We start from the raw sequence: 17,804 nt of genomic DNA, 5'->3' as shown, positions 1-17,804 counted from the left end.
CCATTTAGCGTCATATTTTTCGCGGCGGCGTTTTGGAGGCGGGGAGCGTGCCGCTTGTGATCTCCCCACCTGAGGGGGAGATGCCCGGCAGGGCAGAGGGGGGCTTGCTTAGGCAAATCAGTCACTTGAGAAACAAAATCACAAAAATCGGCACTCTTTCATCCCCGCCCGCCAAACCCATGCCTACAATCTGCGCGTCCCGTTTCGGCTACACCGGCCCGCATGACCGGCGAGGCGGGACCGGTGCCTTGATGATCTGCCGTCATGCAGGTGGGTCGCCAGGGGCTGCGCAGAAAATGGTCTCCCTCTCGCCCTGAGGCGGGGCGTGCGTGTGTCGCACACAACCCGGTATGGCATTCCGCAAGGACGCAAGACCATACCGCCGCAGAGGGACCGGAGTTGCGCGGAAAAATACACCGAACGGGGCACGTCGCGTGTCATTATTAAATTTCAATTCGAGGCACACGACGTGTCCCGGCCGATCCTCGGGGAGAACCCGAAGACGAAAATAACCAGGATCACCAAGGCCGCATTCCGTCTGCTATGATTTGCCTCGACTCCGGCGGAATTTCATGCCACTCCGCACGTCATGAAACCTGATATCAAGATTTGCGGGTTGAAGACCCCCGAGGCTGTCGATCGCGCCGTGGCGCGGGGCGCCTCGCATATCGGCTTCATCTTTTTCGCCAAGAGCCCGCGTTATGTGGAACCGGACCTGGCCGGAGACCTCGCCGATCGAGTCCGCGGGCGGGTGAAGCTCGTCGCGGTGACCGTTAATGCCGACGACGAGGAGCTCGACGACATCGTCTCGATGGTGCGGCCGGACATCCTGCAACTGCATGGCAATGAGAGCCCGGAACGGGTTCTGCAGGTAAAAGCGCTTTTCGGTCTGCCGGTCATGAAGGCATTTTCCGTGAAGGAAGCTGGCGATCTCGACCGGATCGATCCTTATATCGGCGTTGCCGATCGCTTTCTTTTCGATGCCAAAGCGCCCGCCGGATCCGAATTGCCCGGTGGCAACGGCATTTCCTTCGACTGGAGCCTGATGGCTTCCCTTGACGAGGGCGTGGATTACATGCTTTCGGGAGGATTGAACAAGGATAATGCCGTTATTGCCCTCAAATCGACGCGGGCAAGCGGTATCGACTTATCGTCCGGCGTGGAAAGCGCGCCGGGCATCAAGGACCTTGGAATGATCGATGCCTTTTTCGATGCCGTCGCAGAGGCGGGTCGAAAGGGCGCGTGAGGGAGTAGAGAGTGAACGAGACGCCACAACCCAATTCGTTCCGTGCCGGCCCCGACGAGGATGGCCGTTTCGGTATTTTCGGCGGGCGCTTTGTCGCCGAAACGCTGATGCCGCTGATCCTGGATCTCCAGGGCGAATGGGAAAAAGCGAAGAACGATCCCTCCTTCCAGAAGGAACTGGCTGATCTCGGCGCCCATTACATCGGCCGTCCGAGCCCGCTTTATTTCGCCGAGCGTCTGACCGAACATCTCGGCGGCGCCAAGATCTATTTCAAGCGCGAAGAGCTGAACCACACCGGTTCGCACAAGATCAACAACTGCATTGGCCAAATCCTGCTCGCCAAGCGCATGGGCAAGACCCGAATCATCGCCGAGACCGGCGCCGGCCAGCATGGCGTCGCGTCGGCGACCGTTGCCGCCCGCTTCGGTTTCCCTTGCGTCGTCTACATGGGTGCGACCGACGTTCAGCGCCAGGCGCCGAACGTTTTCCGCATGAAGCTCCTCGGTGCTGAAGTCCGTCCGGTGACCGCCGGTCACGGCACGTTGAAGGACGCCATGAACGAGGCGTTGCGTGACTGGGTCACCAATGTCGACGACACCTATTACCTGATCGGCACCGCCGCCGGTCCGCATCCCTATCCGGAAATGGTCCGCGACTTCCAGTCGGTGATCGGCACCGAAGCCCGCGCCCAGTTGCTGGAAGCCGAAGGCAGGCTGCCGGATGTCGTCATCGCCGCCGTTGGCGGCGGTTCGAACGCGATCGGCATCTTCCATCCGTTCCTGGACGACAAAAGTGTCCGGATCGTCGGCGTCGAAGCTGGCGGCCGTGGCCTCCAGGGCGTCGATCATTGCGCCTCGATCACTGCCGGATCGCCGGGCGTCCTGCATGGCAACCGTACCTATCTGCTGCAGGATGGCGACGGCCAGATCCTCGAAGGCCATTCGATTTCGGCCGGCCTCGATTACCCGGGCATCGGTCCGGAGCATAGCTGGCTGCATTCCATCGGCCGCGCCGAATACGTGCCGATCATGGACGACGAAGCGCTCGACGCTTTCCAGATGCTGACCCGTCTCGAAGGCATCATCCCGGCGCTGGAGCCGAGCCATGCGCTCGCCGAAGTGATCAAGCGCGCCCCGAAGATGGGCAAGGACGAAATCATCCTGATGAATCTGTCGGGCCGTGGAGACAAGGACATCTTCACCGTCGGCAAGATTCTCGGCATGGAGCTTTGATATGACCGCTCGTATGGACAAACGTTTCGCGGCCCTGAAGGCCGAGGGTCGCCCCGCGCTGATCACCTATATCATGGGCGGCGATCCGGATTTCGAGACCTCGCTCGGCATCATGAAGGCATTGCCTGATGCCGGTGCCGATCTCATCGAGCTCGGCATGCCGTTTTCCGACCCGATGGCCGATGGCCCGGCGGTCCAGATGGCCGGTCAGCGCGCCCTGAAGGGCGGCCAGACGCTTGCAAAGACGCTCAAGCTTGCGGCCAGTTTCCGCGAAACCGATACCGAGACGCCGATCGTGATGATGGGTTACTACAACCCGATATACGTTTACGGCGTCGAGAGATTCCTCGATGACGTGATTGCATCCGGCATCGACGGCCTGATCGTCGTCGACCTGCCGCCGGAAATGGATGACGAGCTTTGCATCCCGGCACTGGCCAAGGGAGTCAACTTCATCCGCCTCGCCACCCCGACTACCGACGACAAGCGTCTCCCGGCCGTTCTCAAGAACACGTCGGGTTTCGTTTATTACGTCTCGATGAACGGCATTACCGGATCGGCACTTCCGGATCCGTCGCTGATCGGCGGAGCCGTCAAGCGCATCAAGGGCCATACGGCTCTGCCGGTCTGCGTCGGTTTCGGCGTCAAGACCGCGGATCACGCCAAGGCAATCGGTGCTGCGGCGGATGGCGTCGTTGTCGGCTCGGCAATCGTCAGCCAGATCGCCGGCAGCCTCACCAAGGATGGCAAGGCTGGTCCGGATACCGTCGCTGCGGTCGCAACCCTGGTTCGCGGCCTTGCAACCGGCGTGCGCGCTGCCCGCCTTGTTGCCGCCGAATAGTTTCCCACATTAGGCTTCAGTTAATCGGGAGTACGCCAAGTGAACTGGATCACCAATTACGTCCGGCCGCGCATCAACTCCATGCTCGGTCGTCCCAACCGGGACGTTCCGGAAAATCTCTGGATCAAGTGCCCGGAAACCGGCGAGATGGTTTTTCATAAGGACCTGGAAGAGAACAAGTGGGTCATCCCCGCTTCCGGCTTCCACATGAAGATGCCGGCCAAGGCCCGTCTCGTCGATCTCTTCGACGGCGGTGTCTTCGAGGCGTTGCCGCAGCCGAAGGTCGCCCAGGATCCGCTGAAATTCCGCGATTCCAAGCGTTATGCCGATCGCCTGAAGGATAGTCGCGTCAAGACCGAGCAGGAAGACACGATTCTTTCCGGCTTGGGCGAGGTCCAGGGCCTGAAGCTGGTCGCCATCGTGCATGAATTCAACTTCATCGGCGGTTCGCTCGGCATGGCGGCTGGTGAGGCGATCGTCCGGGCCTGCGAACGGGCACTCACCGAAAAATGCCCGCTGGTGATCTTCCCGGCCTCCGGCGGCGCTCGCATGCAGGAAGGCATCCTGTCGCTGATGCAGCTTCCGCGCACCACGGTTGCGGTCGACATGCTGAAGGAAGCAGGCCTGCCTTATATCGTCGTGCTCACCAACCCGACGACCGGCGGCGTCACCGCCTCCTACGCCATGCTGGGTGATGTCCATATTGCCGAGCCCGGCGCCGAAATCGGCTTTGCCGGCAAGCGCGTCATCGAACAGACGCTGCGCGAAAAGCTGCCTGAAGGCTTCCAGACGTCGGAATACCTGCTGGAGCATGGCATGGTCGATATGGTGGTAAAGCGCCACGAGATTCCATCGACACTGGCCAAGATCCTGAAGATGCTGACGAAACAGCCTGTTCAGGAAGTGCTTCCGGCGCCCATCGCGCTCAGCGCCTGACCGAGAGAGAGCATCGAGAGCCGGAGCGGCGGGATGACCACCATGAACGAGCCCGTTGTGAGCGAGGCCGAGCGGGAAATTGAGCGACTGATGACCCTTCATCCGAAGGGTTTCGATCTTTCGCTCGACAGGATCACCCGCCTGCTCGAGATACTCGGCAATCCGCACAGGAAGCTGCCGCGCGTCATCCATGTGGCCGGCACCAATGGCAAGGGCTCCGTGACCGCCTTCTGCCGTGCCCTGCTCGAGGCAGGCGGTTACGCCACGCATGTCCACACGTCCCCGCATCTCGTCAACTGGCATGAACGTTATCGAATCGGCGTCAAGGGCGGCCGCAGCCAGATCGTCGGCGACGAGATGCTGGCGGATGCGTTACGACGCATCGCGGCGGCCAATAACGGCCAGATGATCACCGTCTTCGAGATCCTCACAGCGGCGACTTTCCTCCTGTTCTCCGAACAGCCCGGCGATGCGGTGATCCTCGAAGTCGGCCTCGGGGGTCGTTTCGATGCCACCAATGTCATTTCAGATCCTGCGGTTTCGGTCATCATGCCGATCTCGCTCGACCACCAGGCCTATCTCGGCGACCGAGTCGAACTGATTGCCGCCGAGAAGGCGGGGATCATGAAGCGCGGCCGTCCCGTCGTCATCGGCCATCAGGAATTTGAAGCGGCCCGTGATGTACTGGTTTCGACTGCAGAACGGCTCGGCTGTCCGACCGCCGTTTATGGCCAGGAATTTTCGGCCCATGAGGAATTCGGCCGGCTGATCTATCAGGATGAGTTCGGTCTTGCCGACCTGCCTTTGCCACGCCTGCCGGGGCGTCACCAATACGCCAATGCCGCCGCCGCCATCCGCGCCGTCAAGGCGGCCGGTTTTACCGTCACCGAAGCGATGATGGAAAAGGCGATGGCGACCGTCGAATGGCCGGCCCGCCTCCAGAAGCTGACCGAAGGCAAACTGCTGCAATATGCGCCCGAAGGCTCCGAAATCTGGCTGGATGGCGGGCACAATCCCGGCGCCGGCGAGGTGATCGCCGAGGCGATGGCATCCTTCGAGGAACGCCAGGCCCGGCCGCTTTATATCATTGCCGGCATGATCAACACCAAGGATCCGATCGGCTATTTCCGTGCCTTTGCCGATATCGCAGAACACGTCTTCACCGTGCGCATCCGCGGCAGCGAATCGGGTCTCGACCCGGTGGTTCTTGCCCATGCCGCCTTCGATGCCGGTCTGGTGGCCGAGCCCGCCGGCTCCACGGCCGAGGCGTTGCAGGAAATCGCCCGCCGCCAGGTGCCGGGCGCTCCGCCACCGCGTATCCTGATCGGCGGCTCGCTGTATTTCGCCGGCAATGTACTTGCCGACAACGGCACGCCACCGACCTGACCGGGAAGGGCGCGACCGACATAGAAAAAGCCCGGCTGCAGGGATCAGCCGGACTTTTTTATGCGGGCATGCGACTGGAAGTTAGGCGGCGCTGGAAATCCAGGCCGAAAGGGCGGTCTTCGGAGCGGCGCCAACCTTGATGTCGGCCACTTCGCCACCCTTGAACATGGCAAGCGTCGGGATCGAACGCACGCCGAACTGGGCAGCCAGTTCAGGATTTTCGTCGATATTCAGCTTTACGACCTTCACCTTGCCGGCGAGCTCGTTCGAAATTTCTTCGAGGCTCGGGCCGATCATTTTGCAGGGGCCGCACCATTCAGCCCAGAAATCCACGATCACCGGTTCGGCTGCATCGAGGACTTCGGCTTGAAAGTTGCTGTTATCGACTTTAACGGTAGCCATAGGGCTCTCCTTCACGATTCTCTGTTGGTGTAAATGTGAGCTTCCCGCTCAAAGTTTTCAATGGCCGCTATCTCACTTTGTTTTGAGTTCCGCAAGCGAGCGTGACAGCAGTTCCGCGGGCAGCGTAACCACTTGCGCCGACTCGGTATAGACCAGCACGCATTCGAAACTTTTCGCCGGATAAAGCGGCCGCAGGATTTCGCAATAGATGGCGAGCTGCGCCCGATGCGAAAGCGGCACGTCCTCCAACGTTTTCGGCGGCACGCGATTGGTCTTGTAGTCGAGGATGATCACCCGGTCCTCGGTTACCACGAGCCGGTCGATGCGGCCGGAAATCGCGTAATCGCGGCCTTCCAGCGCCAGCGTGCCCATGATCGAGACTTCCGACTGGCTGCGCTGCGAAAAGACCGGCCCGAGTTCGGCATGCGACAGCACCGACATGACGCTGGCGACGAGCTTTTCGCGCTCCGCTGCCGGCCAGAAACGGGCCGCACGGTCCGCATAACGACGGGCGGCAGAGGCACGTTCGGCCTCAGGGAAATCCGTCAGCATCTGCAGCATGCGGTGGACCAGCTTGCCCTTCTGCAGCGCCAGCCCGGCACTGTCCTTCTGGTCAGTGGCGAACAGCGGCGATGTGACGATCAGGTCATCCGCGTCGTCATCGATCATCGTGCCGGCGCCGGAAGGGCTGAGCGGCCGCGGCAGGATCTTTTGCGCCGGCAGGGGACGAGAGAGGGCCGTGGGAAGCGGCCTTCTGTCCGCTGCCGCGGCCTCCTTGTGCGCAGTCTTCGGTGCCCGGCCGGGAGCGGCCGGGAGGCGCCACCTGAAACCGCCCCATTGGTCGTCGGAACCCTGAAACTCCGCCGCGCTGCAATGATGTTCGTCTGCGGCAAGCGCCTTGGAGATCATCGACTGCCAGGTATCCGGATTGTCGATCTTGCCGCGATAACCGCAGACGATCAGCCGGTCCGCCGCCCGTGTCATCCCCACGTAGAGCAGCCGGCGATATTCTTCCTCGGTCGAAGTCCTGATCCGGTCGTCGTCGGCTGATGTCATCGCATTGGTCAGCATCTTGCCGGGCACCCAGGCGGGTACATTCTCGCCGGCGATCCGAAGCAGCCGGAATTTCGGCACATGCGAGGAAATGAAAGCCTTCGAGCCGCTGTCGACGAGGAACACCACCGGCGCCTCCAGGCCTTTGGAGGCGTGCACGGTCATGATCCGCACCTCGTTGCGACCGCCGTCCTGTTCGCGCTTCACCTCCGGCGATTCGATCTCGAGCGTCGAGATGAAGGCCTGAAGGCCCGGTAGTCCATTTGTCTCGTGGTCGAGCGCAAAGGTCAGGAACTCGTCGAGAATATCGCCGGCCTCGGTACCAAGCCGGCCAAGGAATTTCCGCCGCCCGCCCTGCGCGCCGAGAATCCGGGCAAACAGGTCATGCGGGCTGAGCTGCCGCGAGAGGCTGAGAAGATGCTGAAGCCGGTCGGCCGCATCGCGGAAGCGTAGTGGTTGTTCTTCGCTCAACCGGTTGAGCTGTGCCCAGGCGCTGGTGTTCTCCGCCCGCCGCGCCGCGATTTCGAAGACGTCCTCTTCCGAGAGATTGAAGAGCGGGCTTTTGAGCAGCGCCGCCAGCGAAAGGTCGTCCTGCGGCAGCAGCAGGAAACGGCCGAGCGCCAGGAGATCCTGCACGGCGATATGGCTCGTCAGCCGCAACCGATCGGCGCCGGCGACGGGAATATTGTCGCGGCGTTTCAGCGCGCGGGTCAGCGCGTTGACGAAGGCGTCGCGCTTTCGAACCAGAACGAGGATGTCACCGGCCTCGATCGCTCGCTCGACGCCTTTTTCGATGATCGTTTCCTTGCCGATCATCTCCTCGATCCGGTTGGCGATCCGGCCGGCGAGAACGGCGGAGGGCGCCTTGTCGGGCGTCGAATCGAATGGCGCCGTCCAGTCCTCCTCCTGCTCGGCGACTTCCGGCACAACGACGTCCCAGAGATCGACAGCGCCCGGGTGGCCGATCCGGTTGGAGCGGTGCTGCACCGGTTCGCCGAGCGCGCTGAGGCCCCGAAAATTCTCCTCCAGGGAAAACACCTGGTCGACGGCAGCGAGCACATCGGCCGTGGAGCGGAAGGAGAGGGGCAGCCGCACCGAGTGGAAGGCCTGGTCGCTGGCCCGCACCCGTTTTTCCGTCTCGCTGCGTTCTTCCGCAAACCGTTCCGGCCGGGCGCCTTGGAAGGAATAGATCGACTGTTTTTCGTCGCCGACGGCAAAGATGGTGCGGCGGGTCTCGCGGGCGCTGGCACCGGAATAGAAATCCTCGGCGAGCGACTTGATCACCGTCCACTGGATCGGGCTGGTATCCTGCGCCTCGTCGACGAGAATGTGGTCAATGCCCTGGTCGAGCTTGTAATGCACCCAGGCTCCGACCCCGTCGCGGGTCAGAAGATCGGCGGTGCGGGCGATCAGGTCCTCGAAATCGAGCAGGCTGCGTTGTTTCTTCAGGTCCTCGTAATCGTCGTTGAGGCGCTGCGCCAGCGTCAGCGCCGCCTTGGTGGCGAGGAACATCCGGACCAGCCGTAGCCGGTCGCGACAAGCGACGACATGGGCACGGGCAGCGGCGATCGCATCGGCAAGTTCCGGCGCCGTCGTCGTCATCGCCTTGGCGATCAGCGAACTGTCGGCCTTCGGCTTACCCTCGCGGGTCAGGAAAATCTGGTCGAGATGCTGGGCCCGCTTCAGGACATCTGGCTCCTTGGCGACCAGCCGAAGGCCGTAAGCGACCTCCGTGACCTTCTGCCCGCCCTTCTGGTCGGCAAGCGCCAGATAAAGATCGAGCGTCAGGCCGGAAAGTCCGGGCAGGGGCCAGTAACCGGCAGCGATACTGTCTTCCGTGTCGGCTGGCCCAAGCCCCAGGGCGCGCTTCAGTTCGACGCCGATGCCGCCATGGCGCTCCGCATGGGCGATGAAACGGCGGATCGCGGTGCGGTTGGCGATGATATCGCCGAGCAGCGTTTCCAGCCCGAATTCGTCGCCGAGATCCAGCACGTGCGCAAAGGCTTCGGCCAGCACCGGGTCTTCTTCCGCAGAGGTCGCCGTCAGCAGCGAGCGCCGCGCATCGGCGAGCAGGGCGGAGGCGGCGCGGTCGTCGAGCACCGAAAAATGCCCGGCGACATTGGCTTCGAGCGGAAACTGGTGCAGCAGCGCCTCGCAAAAGGCGTGGATAGTCTGGATCTTCAACCCGCCCGGCGTTTCCAGAGCCTTGGCGAACAGCCGCCGCGCTTCGGCAAGTTTCAGCGAATCCGGCTCAGCACCTTCGATGCTGGCGATCCGCTTGCGCAGCTCGTCGTCCGAAAGCACCGTCCATTCCGAAAGCCGCTGGAAGACGCGGTTCGACATTTCCGATGCGGCCGCCTTGGTATAGGTGAGGCAGAGGATCGACGAGGGCCGGCAACCGGCGAGCAGAAGCCGGATCACCCGCTGGGTCAGCACATGTGTCTTGCCGGAACCGGCATTGGCCGAAACCCAGGCGGAACTTATGGGATCGGAGGCAAGCGATTGCTGCACCGTCGTCCAGTCGATCCACTTGAGCGGATCGTCGCCCTCCGGAGCTAGGTCACTCATCGGCTTCCGCCTCCTCGTCGTCGGCCGTCGACCATTCGGCGACGCGGGCGAGATGGTCGTATTCGCCGCCGAAATCATTCTGGGCCATCGGCACGAGCCGCGATGCGAAGCCGGCTTCGCCGTTGCGCAGCGTGATCACGAAGCGGGTGAGCTGCTCGATCGATTCGTCGGCCAGATCGATCGCCGATTTCGGTTGCCGCTTGGCCGTCGCGCTCGAACCCTCGTTGTTGACTTTGTCTTCCCGGAACCGGTCGCCGGGACGCAGCCGGACATAGAGCAGCTGGTCGGGCGTCAATGGCCCCGCATCCTTGAACGCCCCGGCCCTGAGCGCCGCCGCCTCAAGCCCGAGTTGCGGATCGAGCAGCGCCCGAGCCTGGGATACCGAGGGGTTGAGACCGGTCTTGTAGTCGATGAGATCGGCGAGACCCGATCCCTTGATATCGATCCGGTCCGCGATACCAGTGACGCGGATACCGGCTGGCTCCAGCTCCCAGCCGGCCCCGACTTCCGTCATCGTTCTGCGGATATCCGGCGCGCGCTCGACTTCCCAATCCAGGAACGCGCGGGCGACTTCGACAAAACGGGGCCGCCAGACGCGGTCGATATGGGTTGGCAGCTGTTCGGCGTCGAACAATTCCTCGGTAATCCGGCGCATCGCTTCCCTTGCGGCAGGCGTACCGGGTTTATGGCCTTCACGGGTGTAGCGGTCGATGATTGCATGATAGAGCGTGCCGCGTTCGGAGGCGCCGGGATCGCGGTTGAACGGAGCGAGCGGATCGAGCTTCAGGATACGGCGGGCATAGATCGAATACGGGTCGCGGCGCAGGCGGCCAACCTCGCTGAAGGAATATTTCACCGGCTGCAGATCCGCCGGCGGCTTCGGGGCCGGGCGTTTGGAGACCGGCTGGTTTTCGCCGGCATCGATCATCGAAGCCCAGTCGCGGTATTGGTGGCCGCGTGTCCGGAGCTCGTCCGCAAACTGCCGTCCACCCAGCGCAAGCAGCCTCTGCAGCCAGCGTGAAGCGACAGTTGGCGTGGATCCTTGGCGCATCGAGCGCGAAAGGATCAGATGCCGCGTCCCACAGGCCATCTCGAAATCGTGGGCAAGCTGGCCGATCCGGCGTTCCGGCGGTTCCAGTCCCATATCGGTCTTCATGGTGCGGGACAGGAACGGGTTGTTGACCGTCTGCCCCGGCCAGGACCCTTCGTTGAGGCCGCCGAGGATCATCGTATCGACGCTCTGCAGCCGGGCTTCGAGAGTACCGAAGATGAAGATGCGCGGATGGCTCAGCGAACGGGGCTTTACCGCCACGCCTGTTGTCAGCGCCATGACGATATCGATCCATTGCGGACCGTCCGCCTCCATCTGCCCGTCGGTATCGATGACTTCGGAGAGCAATCCCGCCAGTCTTTCGCCGGCTTCTCCGGACCAGAGCGCCGCGAGGTCTCGCCGTTCATCGATGCAGATCGCCTCAAGTGCGCGGCCGGTGCGATCGGCCCATTCGGATAGCGTGAGTTTTGCCGTAAGGCCACGCCCATCCGGCCGGCGGCGGACGAGGGCGGAAGCGAGCGGCTCGACCGCTTTCGCCAGCCGCTGCGCAAGATCGCGCGCCTTGCCGGCGGCATCGGTCGGCAGCGATAGCCGCCAGTGTGGCGCGTGCCTGTCTTCGAGCTGGCTGGCCAACTGGGTTTCGAGCAGCGGCTCCAGCGCGGAAATGTCCATGTCGCCGAGACCGCCGCGCAGAGCCAGGATTTCCAGCGCTTCGACGGCCGATCGCAGCTCCGCTGCCGGCAGGCCGAGGCGCATCAGCGGATGCTTGATCAGCGCCACGATCGCCACCGGGTCGCCCGGCCGGAGCGTTGCTTCGAGCAGAAGCTGGGTCAGCGTGCCCTGTGGCGTACCGGACAGCGGCGAACCGGCGGAATCGTCGGCGAGTAGGCCGAAACGGGAAAGCTCGGCGGTCACCCGGCGGGCAAGCGCTCGATCAGGCGTGATCAGCGCGGCCTGGCTCTCGCCACCGTTTTTGCCCGGCTGTTCGAGCGCAAGCCGGAGCGCGATGGCGATCGCCACGGCCTCCTCGCGTTCGTTCGAGGCTTCGATCAGCGAGACATCGGCAAAGGCTTGGGTAAGGAGAGCGGGATCCGCGTCGTCCCGCCAGGTGCTCCAGCGGTCCGTCGCCTTGGCGGGCACCAGCGCCTGGGAGAGCGCTTCGGCGCGGAAGGCGAGATCGCCCGGAACTTCGCCGAGCATCGCCACGTCTTCCCGCGTCACGCCGAGCTTCTTGAGCAGCCGCGACAGGCCGAACTGCGAATGGCTGCGGCTGGCGGGTTCGGGTTTGCCGTCAAAGGCCTCTTCGCCGATCATCGCCCATTGATCCGGCGGCATCGAGAGGTCGAGTCCCGGCAGCACGACGGTGCCGTTCGGAAGGCGGGAGATCGCCGCGATCAGGTCGGCAGCGGCCGGCACGGAGCCGGTCGAACCAGCGACGATCACCGGTCCCTTGTGATCCCTGGACGAAATCCGCCGCGCCTCGCCGCGCAGGATCGACGCCTGATGTTTTGCCGGCGAAGACCGACGCAGTTCTTCGAGACGAAGCGGCCAGAAGGCGCTCGCGATCGACAGGAACTCCGCGGTCAGCTGCCACCAGAGCGCATGTTCGCCGGTGTCGAGTTTTTTGAGATCCGTCCAGTCGCGCTCCTCGGTTTCGACCGCGTCGATGAGTTCGGCGAGCGCCCGGGCGAGCCATATGGCATCGGCTGGGCTGGCCGGTGCGACGAGCGGCGATTCCGAATGTACGTCGAGCACGATTTTCGGAAGCTGGTTGCGCCACGCAAGAATCAGTCGGCCGAGTTCGAGGAGACGCGCGGTGCCGCCGATCGGCAGCGCCAGGTCCATCTCCTCGGGCGCCACGAGGTCGAAATAACCGCTGTCGTCGTCGGTTTCGCCGAGCGGCCGGATGACCGGCAGGATCGCCGATCGGCCGCCGAGCAGATCGACGAATTCCGAGCGTAGCACGCGGGCCGAACGGCGCGTCGGCACATAGATGGTCACGTCGGCGAGCGAAAGTGGATCGGCCGGATCATAGCGGAAGATCTCGTTGAGCCGGCCGTCACAGAGTGCCGCTGCTACGGTCTTGAGGAACGGTGCTCCGGCGGGGATCGAAAACACCCGCTTCTTGCCGGATAACGTGGTCATGCCTCCACCGGATAACAGGCGATCACCGCTTCGGCTTCCGGCAGCGCTTCCGGCGTGCCGACGGTGATCCAGTGGCCGTCGAGCATAGTTCCATAGAGCCGGCCGCGGGCGATCGCCTTGTCGAAATAGATATTGATGTTGAAAGCATCGGACGGTGCGTCATCCAGAAAGGACGGGCTCATCGCAAAAGCGCCGGCGTAAACGACCGGGTTGGCCGGGTCGTCCCGGTAGCGCCTCAACCGGCCATCCGCATCCATGCCGAAATCGTTGATGCCGTTGTGCCCGGTCGTGTTGTCGATATCGACGCAGAGCATCGCCATGTCCATGCGCTCCGGATCGAAGAACTCCGCCAGGTGCCGCAGGTTGGTCGGCTTGCCTGGTGTCTCGCCGATCCAGAAGAGGTCGGCATTCATGACGAAAACCGTGCTGCGATCGAGAAGCTTCAGTCCCTTCACGATGCCGCCGCCATTGTTCATCAGCGCGTCGCGCTCGTCGGAGATCAGGATTTCGAGGCCCTGATAAGCTTCGAGATGCGCCGCCATCTGGTCGGCGAAGTGGTGCACATTGACGACGGCGCGCTCGACGCCAGCCTCTCTCAACGAATCCAGTACATAGTCGATCATCGGCTTGCCAGCGACCGGCACCAGCGGCTTCGGCATCGCATTAGTGATCGGCCGCATACGGGTGCCGAGCCCTGCGGCAAGCACCATCGCCTGTTTGATCGGGGCTCGTTGAATGGTCATCGGCAACCGTAATTATGATTCGGGCAGTTCTATTCCAGCCCGACGGCACCAATCGCGCAAGGGGGCGAGCACATCGTGGCTCAGCGCCGTCGCGAGATGGCGGAGCGTCCGCGGCATGTGCTTCAGATAGCCCGGCTTGCCGTCCCGCTGCAAGAGCCGCACCCAAAGGCCGGCGAGTTTGCAGTTGCGCTGCGCAGCCATGATCGCCCAGGCTTTCAGGAACGTCGGCTCGTCGAAGGCTCCGAGTGCGCGGCGAAGCGTCACGTAATCCAGCATCAACTGGTCGGCAAGCGCCTTCGGGATGTCGACGCGGGCGTCCTGGACGATCGAGGCCAGGTCATAAGCGGTCGGGCCGATCATCGCATCCTGGAAGTCGATCAGGCCGACGCGCCGCACACCCGATTCACTCGGCCGCCAGATAATGTTGGGCGAATGGAAATCGCGCAGCAGCAGGTTTTTCTCGACGCCGTCAAGCTCGCGGATCAGGTTGTCCCAGATCGCGAGATATTCCTGGCGTTCCTCGTCAGTCGCCGGCGTGCCGCGTTTCCACGGCAGGTGCCAGTCAACGAGAAGCCGCGCCTCCATCTTCATCGCCGTCGGGTCGAAATCGGGAATATGGTGGATATGGCCGTCCCCGACCGGCAGGTCCTGGCGCATCTCATGGCTGTGCAGGAAGGCGAGGCACACGATGCTTTCGCGGTAGCGTTCCTCGATGGGATTGCCGTCTTCGTCGACGGCCCCCTCTTCGCCAAGATTTTCGATCAGCAGGATGCCCTGGTCGTAATCGACATGCAGCACTTCCGGCGCCGCCAGGCCCAGTTCGCGCAGATATTCGTCGATCGCCACGAAGGGATAGGGGTCTTCGGCCAGATGCGCGACCTTGGGATAGGGCTTGCCGTCAAGAACCGGCGGGCCTTGCGCCGGGCGCGGCCAGTCCATCAGGATCAGCGTTTCGCCGTTTGCGATTGTCACGCTCTCATAGGCGCGGGTCGAGGCGTCGCCGGTGAGGAAACGCCGTCGGGCGCCGGGGTAACCATGGCTGTCGAGAAATTCCCGGATCGCCAGCACGCGGCGGATGCGTTGCATCTGCGCCTCCGGTGCCGTGATCGTCGCGGTCCGGCCGCTGCCGCTCTGTTCGAGCTTGAGCTGAATGCGGGCCTGCGGCAGCAGGTCGTCGGCAACTTCCGGCCATTCCACCAAGCAGATGCCGTTTGAGAGCGCCTCGTCGAAACCAAGCTCATCCAGTTCGGAGGAATCGCCCAGCCGATAAAGATCGAAATGCGAGACCGGAATGCGCAGCTCGTAGCTCTGCACCAGCGTGAATGTCGGGCTCGGCACTTCGAGCTCGCTATCATCCGCAAGCGCGCGCAAAAAAGCCCGGGCGAAGGTCGATTTGCCGGCGCCGAGATCGCCGGAAAGGGCGATCCAGTCGCCCTTCTTCAGCGCCAGCGCCAAGTCTTCGCCGAGGCGGATCGTTTCAGCCTCGTCGGCAAGCGTCAGGGTAAGAGCTGCCTCACCACTCATTCGGCGGCGACGGACCGCGCCGTCGTGCCGCTCGGAATGCGGCACGTAACCGTGGTTCCCTGGCCAGGCTTGCTGTCGATCGCGACATCGCCGTGATGCAGCGTCACGAAGCTCTCGACGATCGAAAGGCCGAGACCCGCTCCACTGCGCTTGCCGCCCTTGGCATTGGCCGAGAACCGGTCGAACACGGTCTTCAGGATATCTTCGGGGATGCCCGGACCCTTGTCGGTCACCGAGAAGAACACGTCGCTATGGGTGCGCCAGCAGTTGAGCGTGATGGCTGAGCCGTCCGGCGCAAAGTTGGTGGCATTGGTCAGCAGCTTGATGAGGATCTGCTTCAGCCGCTGCTGGTCGGCGACGATGGTGCCGAGACCGGCCGGCGCGGTGATCGCCAAGGTTACGCCGTTTTCGTGCAGCCGGTCGGCGATCTGCATGGCCACGTCGTCGAGCAGGTCATCGATCGCCATTTCCGAATAGTTGAGCTGCATGATGCCGGCATCGACGGTCGCCAGATCGAGGATGTCGTTGACGATCGTCAGAAGAACCGACGAGGATGTCGAGATATGGTCGATATATTCCGACTGGCGCTCGTTCAGCGTACCGATGCCCGGTGTCTTCAGGAGGTCGGTGAAGCCGATGATATTGGTCAGCGGCGAGCGCAGCTCGTAGGAGACGTGCTGGACGAAATCGTTCTTGAGCTCGTCGGCCTTCTGCAGCGCCTCGTTCTTCTCCTTGAGCGCCCGTTCCGCCCTGGCACTCGCCGTCATGTCGACGAATGTCAGCATTGTCTGGGCGTTCGGCAGCGGCGTCACGGCATAATCGAGGATCAGGCCGGAATAGAGCTCGAACGTGCCCTGCAACGAGGGGCGCTCGTCATCGAAATTGGTCAGCATCTGGCCGAAGCGGCGCCAGCCGTCCGGCTTGTCGTAGGATGGCGCGCAGGCGGTCTCGATCGCCTTGATATGCGTGCCCGGCTTGGATTCTTCGGCGGTGATGCCCCAGAGCGCCCGGAAGGCCGGGTTTGACAGGCGGATGCGTCCGTCCGGCCCGAAGACGGCGACACCTTCGGACAAATGGTCGATCGTTTCGCCCTGGACCTGGACCAGCGTGTTGTAACGGGTCTCGAGATCCACCTGTTCGGTCAGGTTCTCGAACACCCAGGTGGCACCGCCCTGCGGATGCGCGGTTGCGATGACGCGAAGCGTCTGGCCGTTCGGCAGGTGCCACAGGTCGGTCTGCGTATCCGGCGACTGGTAGACGGAAAGCGCCGTTTCCTTCCAGCTCCGCCAGCTCAGCTGTTCCGGCAGCTTGCCGTCGCTTCTGAGCTTGTCGAGCAGCTCGCTATTGTCCGGCCTCTGGTCGAGGAAGGGAAGCGTGAAACCCCAAAGCTGCACGAAGGCCTGATTGTAGAACTGCAGCCGGCGGTCGCCGTCGAAGATAGCGACGGGCGTTGCCAGGTGGTCGAGCGTTTCCGCGTGGCTCTTCAGGGTGCGCTTGAGTTCCTCGCGCACCGCTTCCACTTCGGAAACGTCGATCGCAATGCCTGTGGAACCGCCCGGCACGACGACGTCGACGACGTCGAACATGGTGCGATTGCCGTGCACCACGGTGGAAATCCGGTCGTGGAAAGGCGAGGTGGAGGTCGCTGCCGCCTTGATCTTTTCGCGGGCGATCGAGCCCAGAAACTCGCGGCCGTCCTCGATCGCCTGGGCCGGGGTCGAAGCTTCCACGGCATCGCCATAGGCATGGTTGACCCAGGTCAGCTTGCCCTGTGAATCGCGACGCCAGACCGGCTGCTCGATGGCGTCGAGCAGCGAATGGAACAGCATGATCGAGTTGGTCAGCCGCTCGCGCTCGATCTTGAGCTCGGCGAGTTCGGCGCGCAGATTATTGAGTGCGATGAAACGGACGAAGGCCTTGCCACCCGAAACGCGCCCCTGCACTTCCAGGATTTCGTCGCGGTTGGTTTCCACCACCATGTCGAAGGAGCGGGCTTCGACCCGCAGGAGTTCGATCGATTTCTCAAGCTCGCTGGCGGAACTGCCGCGCATCCAGCGGCCGAAGGCGAGAAACTCGCGGTCCTGCTGCGGCGCTCCGGTTTCCACCGGCAGCTGGCCGAGGAATTCAGGCTTGGAGGAGCCGCTTTCCCACACGACGATCCGGCGGTTCTTGTCGGCAATCAGGGCCTCGAACTTGGAAATCCGCTGCTGTGCGTCGGAAAGGGCGCTGCGCATTTCCTGCGTTTCGGCTTCCATATTGCCGCGCTGGCGCACCAGCCAGATGGCCGAAAACAGGGCGGCTCCGAGGGCGCCCATCACCAGCGACGAAACGATGACCTCCGTCGAGGAAAACAGGCGGACGGCGGCGTCACCCGATTGCTGCGCAAGCGCCGCAGTCGCGAGCCCGGAAAGGGCGGTGCCCGAGAGAAAGGCGCTGCCGAACAGCGCCAGGCGGCGAAGCCTGCCGACGATTGCATTGCCGTCTGGAGATCCGAAACCGGAACGCCCCGCAAAGGGACGCAAGGCTGGAGCTTCCGCTCCGCCGCAAAGGGGATCGGCCCGTTCTGACGAGCTCATTTTTCTTACCGACATATCCGGTCTGTCTCCGTCCAATTGCCGCTCATCGACAAGACATACCACTCCGCGCCTTGCCCGTAGCCGGACGGCTCCCAATCAGA

The 17,804-nt window shown here is 63.1% G+C and carries 11 protein-coding genes; 5 read left to right on the top strand and 6 right to left on the bottom strand.

The annotated features are described in order from the left end of the window. Nucleotides 1-589: 589 nt before the first annotated feature. From AC1D3C_RS28500 to AC1D3C_RS28480, 5 genes are read left to right on the top strand one after another with little or no spacing between them, the layout of a single operon-like run. Nucleotides 590-1,246, top strand: a complete 657-nt coding sequence (locus AC1D3C_RS28500; RefSeq protein ID WP_247033268.1) for a phosphoribosylanthranilate isomerase — start codon at nucleotides 590-592, stop codon at nucleotides 1,244-1,246. Between the two features lie 11 nt (nucleotides 1,247-1,257). Then, complete coding sequence (gene trpB, locus AC1D3C_RS28495) at nucleotides 1,258-2,478, top strand: tryptophan synthase subunit beta (protein ID WP_038547397.1); 1,221 nt, start codon at nucleotides 1,258-1,260, stop codon at nucleotides 2,476-2,478. A 1-nt stretch (nucleotide 2,479) separates the two neighbouring features. Further along, nucleotides 2,480-3,319, top strand: coding sequence for a tryptophan synthase subunit alpha (gene trpA, locus AC1D3C_RS28490; protein ID WP_038547400.1), 840 nt, complete (start codon nucleotides 2,480-2,482; stop codon nucleotides 3,317-3,319). 39 nt (nucleotides 3,320-3,358) lie between these two features. Then, on the top strand, nucleotides 3,359-4,255 hold the full coding sequence (accD, locus tag AC1D3C_RS28485; protein WP_151045376.1) for an acetyl-CoA carboxylase, carboxyltransferase subunit beta: 897 nt from the start codon (nucleotides 3,359-3,361) through the stop codon (nucleotides 4,253-4,255). A 33-nt stretch (nucleotides 4,256-4,288) separates the two neighbouring features. Then, entirely contained in the window at nucleotides 4,289-5,641 is a 1,353-nt protein-coding gene (locus tag AC1D3C_RS28480; protein ID WP_038547406.1) for a bifunctional folylpolyglutamate synthase/dihydrofolate synthase, read from the top strand. Nucleotides 5,642-5,722: 81 nt separating this feature from the next. On the opposite strand, the gene trxA is transcribed toward AC1D3C_RS28480, so the two are convergent. From trxA to AC1D3C_RS28450, 6 genes are all read right to left on the bottom strand, one after another. Further along, on the bottom strand, nucleotides 5,723-6,043 hold the full coding sequence (trxA, locus tag AC1D3C_RS28475) for a thioredoxin (protein ID WP_038547409.1): 321 nt from the start codon (nucleotides 6,041-6,043) through the stop codon (nucleotides 5,723-5,725). A 72-nt stretch (nucleotides 6,044-6,115) separates the two neighbouring features. Further along, nucleotides 6,116-9,664, bottom strand: coding sequence for a double-strand break repair helicase AddA (addA, locus tag AC1D3C_RS28470; RefSeq protein ID WP_477485229.1), 3,549 nt, complete (start codon nucleotides 9,662-9,664; stop codon nucleotides 6,116-6,118). After that, entirely contained in the window at nucleotides 9,657-12,860 is a 3,204-nt protein-coding gene (gene addB / locus AC1D3C_RS28465; protein WP_477485228.1) for a double-strand break repair protein AddB, read from the bottom strand. The genes addA and addB overlap by 8 nt, the downstream gene beginning before the upstream one ends. Next, on the bottom strand, nucleotides 12,857-13,603 hold the full coding sequence (locus tag AC1D3C_RS28460) for a nucleotidyltransferase family protein (RefSeq protein WP_477485227.1): 747 nt from the start codon (nucleotides 13,601-13,603) through the stop codon (nucleotides 12,857-12,859). The genes addB and AC1D3C_RS28460 overlap by 4 nt, the downstream gene beginning before the upstream one ends. A gap of 12 nt (nucleotides 13,604-13,615) precedes the next feature. Continuing rightward, nucleotides 13,616-15,127, bottom strand: coding sequence for a tRNA (adenosine(37)-N6)-threonylcarbamoyltransferase complex ATPase subunit type 1 TsaE (gene tsaE / locus AC1D3C_RS28455; protein WP_477485226.1), 1,512 nt, complete (start codon nucleotides 15,125-15,127; stop codon nucleotides 13,616-13,618). Beyond that, the gene (locus AC1D3C_RS28450) at nucleotides 15,124-17,718 is read right to left on the bottom strand and encodes a PAS domain-containing sensor histidine kinase (RefSeq protein ID WP_477485225.1); all 2,595 of its coding nucleotides are present in this window, start codon (nucleotides 17,716-17,718) and stop codon (nucleotides 15,124-15,126) included. The genes tsaE and AC1D3C_RS28450 overlap by 4 nt, the downstream gene beginning before the upstream one ends. Nucleotides 17,719-17,804 lie beyond the last annotated feature (86 nt).

This window comes from Neorhizobium sp. P1_A6 (assembly GCF_056406795.1).
This window is presented reverse-complemented; position numbering and strand designations above follow the sequence as displayed.

Bases quoted from the DNA above. Each gene is read 5' to 3' on its own strand.
- AC1D3C_RS28480 (WP_038547406.1), top strand. From the start codon at position 4,289: ATGACCACCATGAACGAGCCCGTTGTGAGCGAGGCCGAGCGGGAAATT.
- addB (WP_477485228.1), bottom strand. From the start codon at position 12,860: ATGACCACGTTATCCGGCAAGAAGCGGGTGTTTTCGATCCCCGCCGGA.
- trxA (WP_038547409.1), bottom strand. From the start codon at position 6,043: ATGGCTACCGTTAAAGTCGATAACAGCAACTTTCAAGCCGAAGTCCTC.
- trpA (WP_038547400.1), top strand. From the start codon at position 2,480: ATGACCGCTCGTATGGACAAACGTTTCGCGGCCCTGAAGGCCGAGGGT.
- AC1D3C_RS28460 (WP_477485227.1), bottom strand. From the start codon at position 13,603: ATGACCATTCAACGAGCCCCGATCAAACAGGCGATGGTGCTTGCCGCA.
- addA (WP_477485229.1), bottom strand. From the start codon at position 9,664: ATGAGTGACCTAGCTCCGGAGGGCGACGATCCGCTCAAGTGGATCGAC.
- tsaE (WP_477485226.1), bottom strand. From the start codon at position 15,127: ATGAGTGGTGAGGCAGCTCTTACCCTGACGCTTGCCGACGAGGCTGAA.
- AC1D3C_RS28450 (WP_477485225.1), bottom strand. From the start codon at position 17,718: ATGTCGGTAAGAAAAATGAGCTCGTCAGAACGGGCCGATCCCCTTTGC.
- AC1D3C_RS28500 (WP_247033268.1), top strand. From the start codon at position 590: ATGAAACCTGATATCAAGATTTGCGGGTTGAAGACCCCCGAGGCTGTC.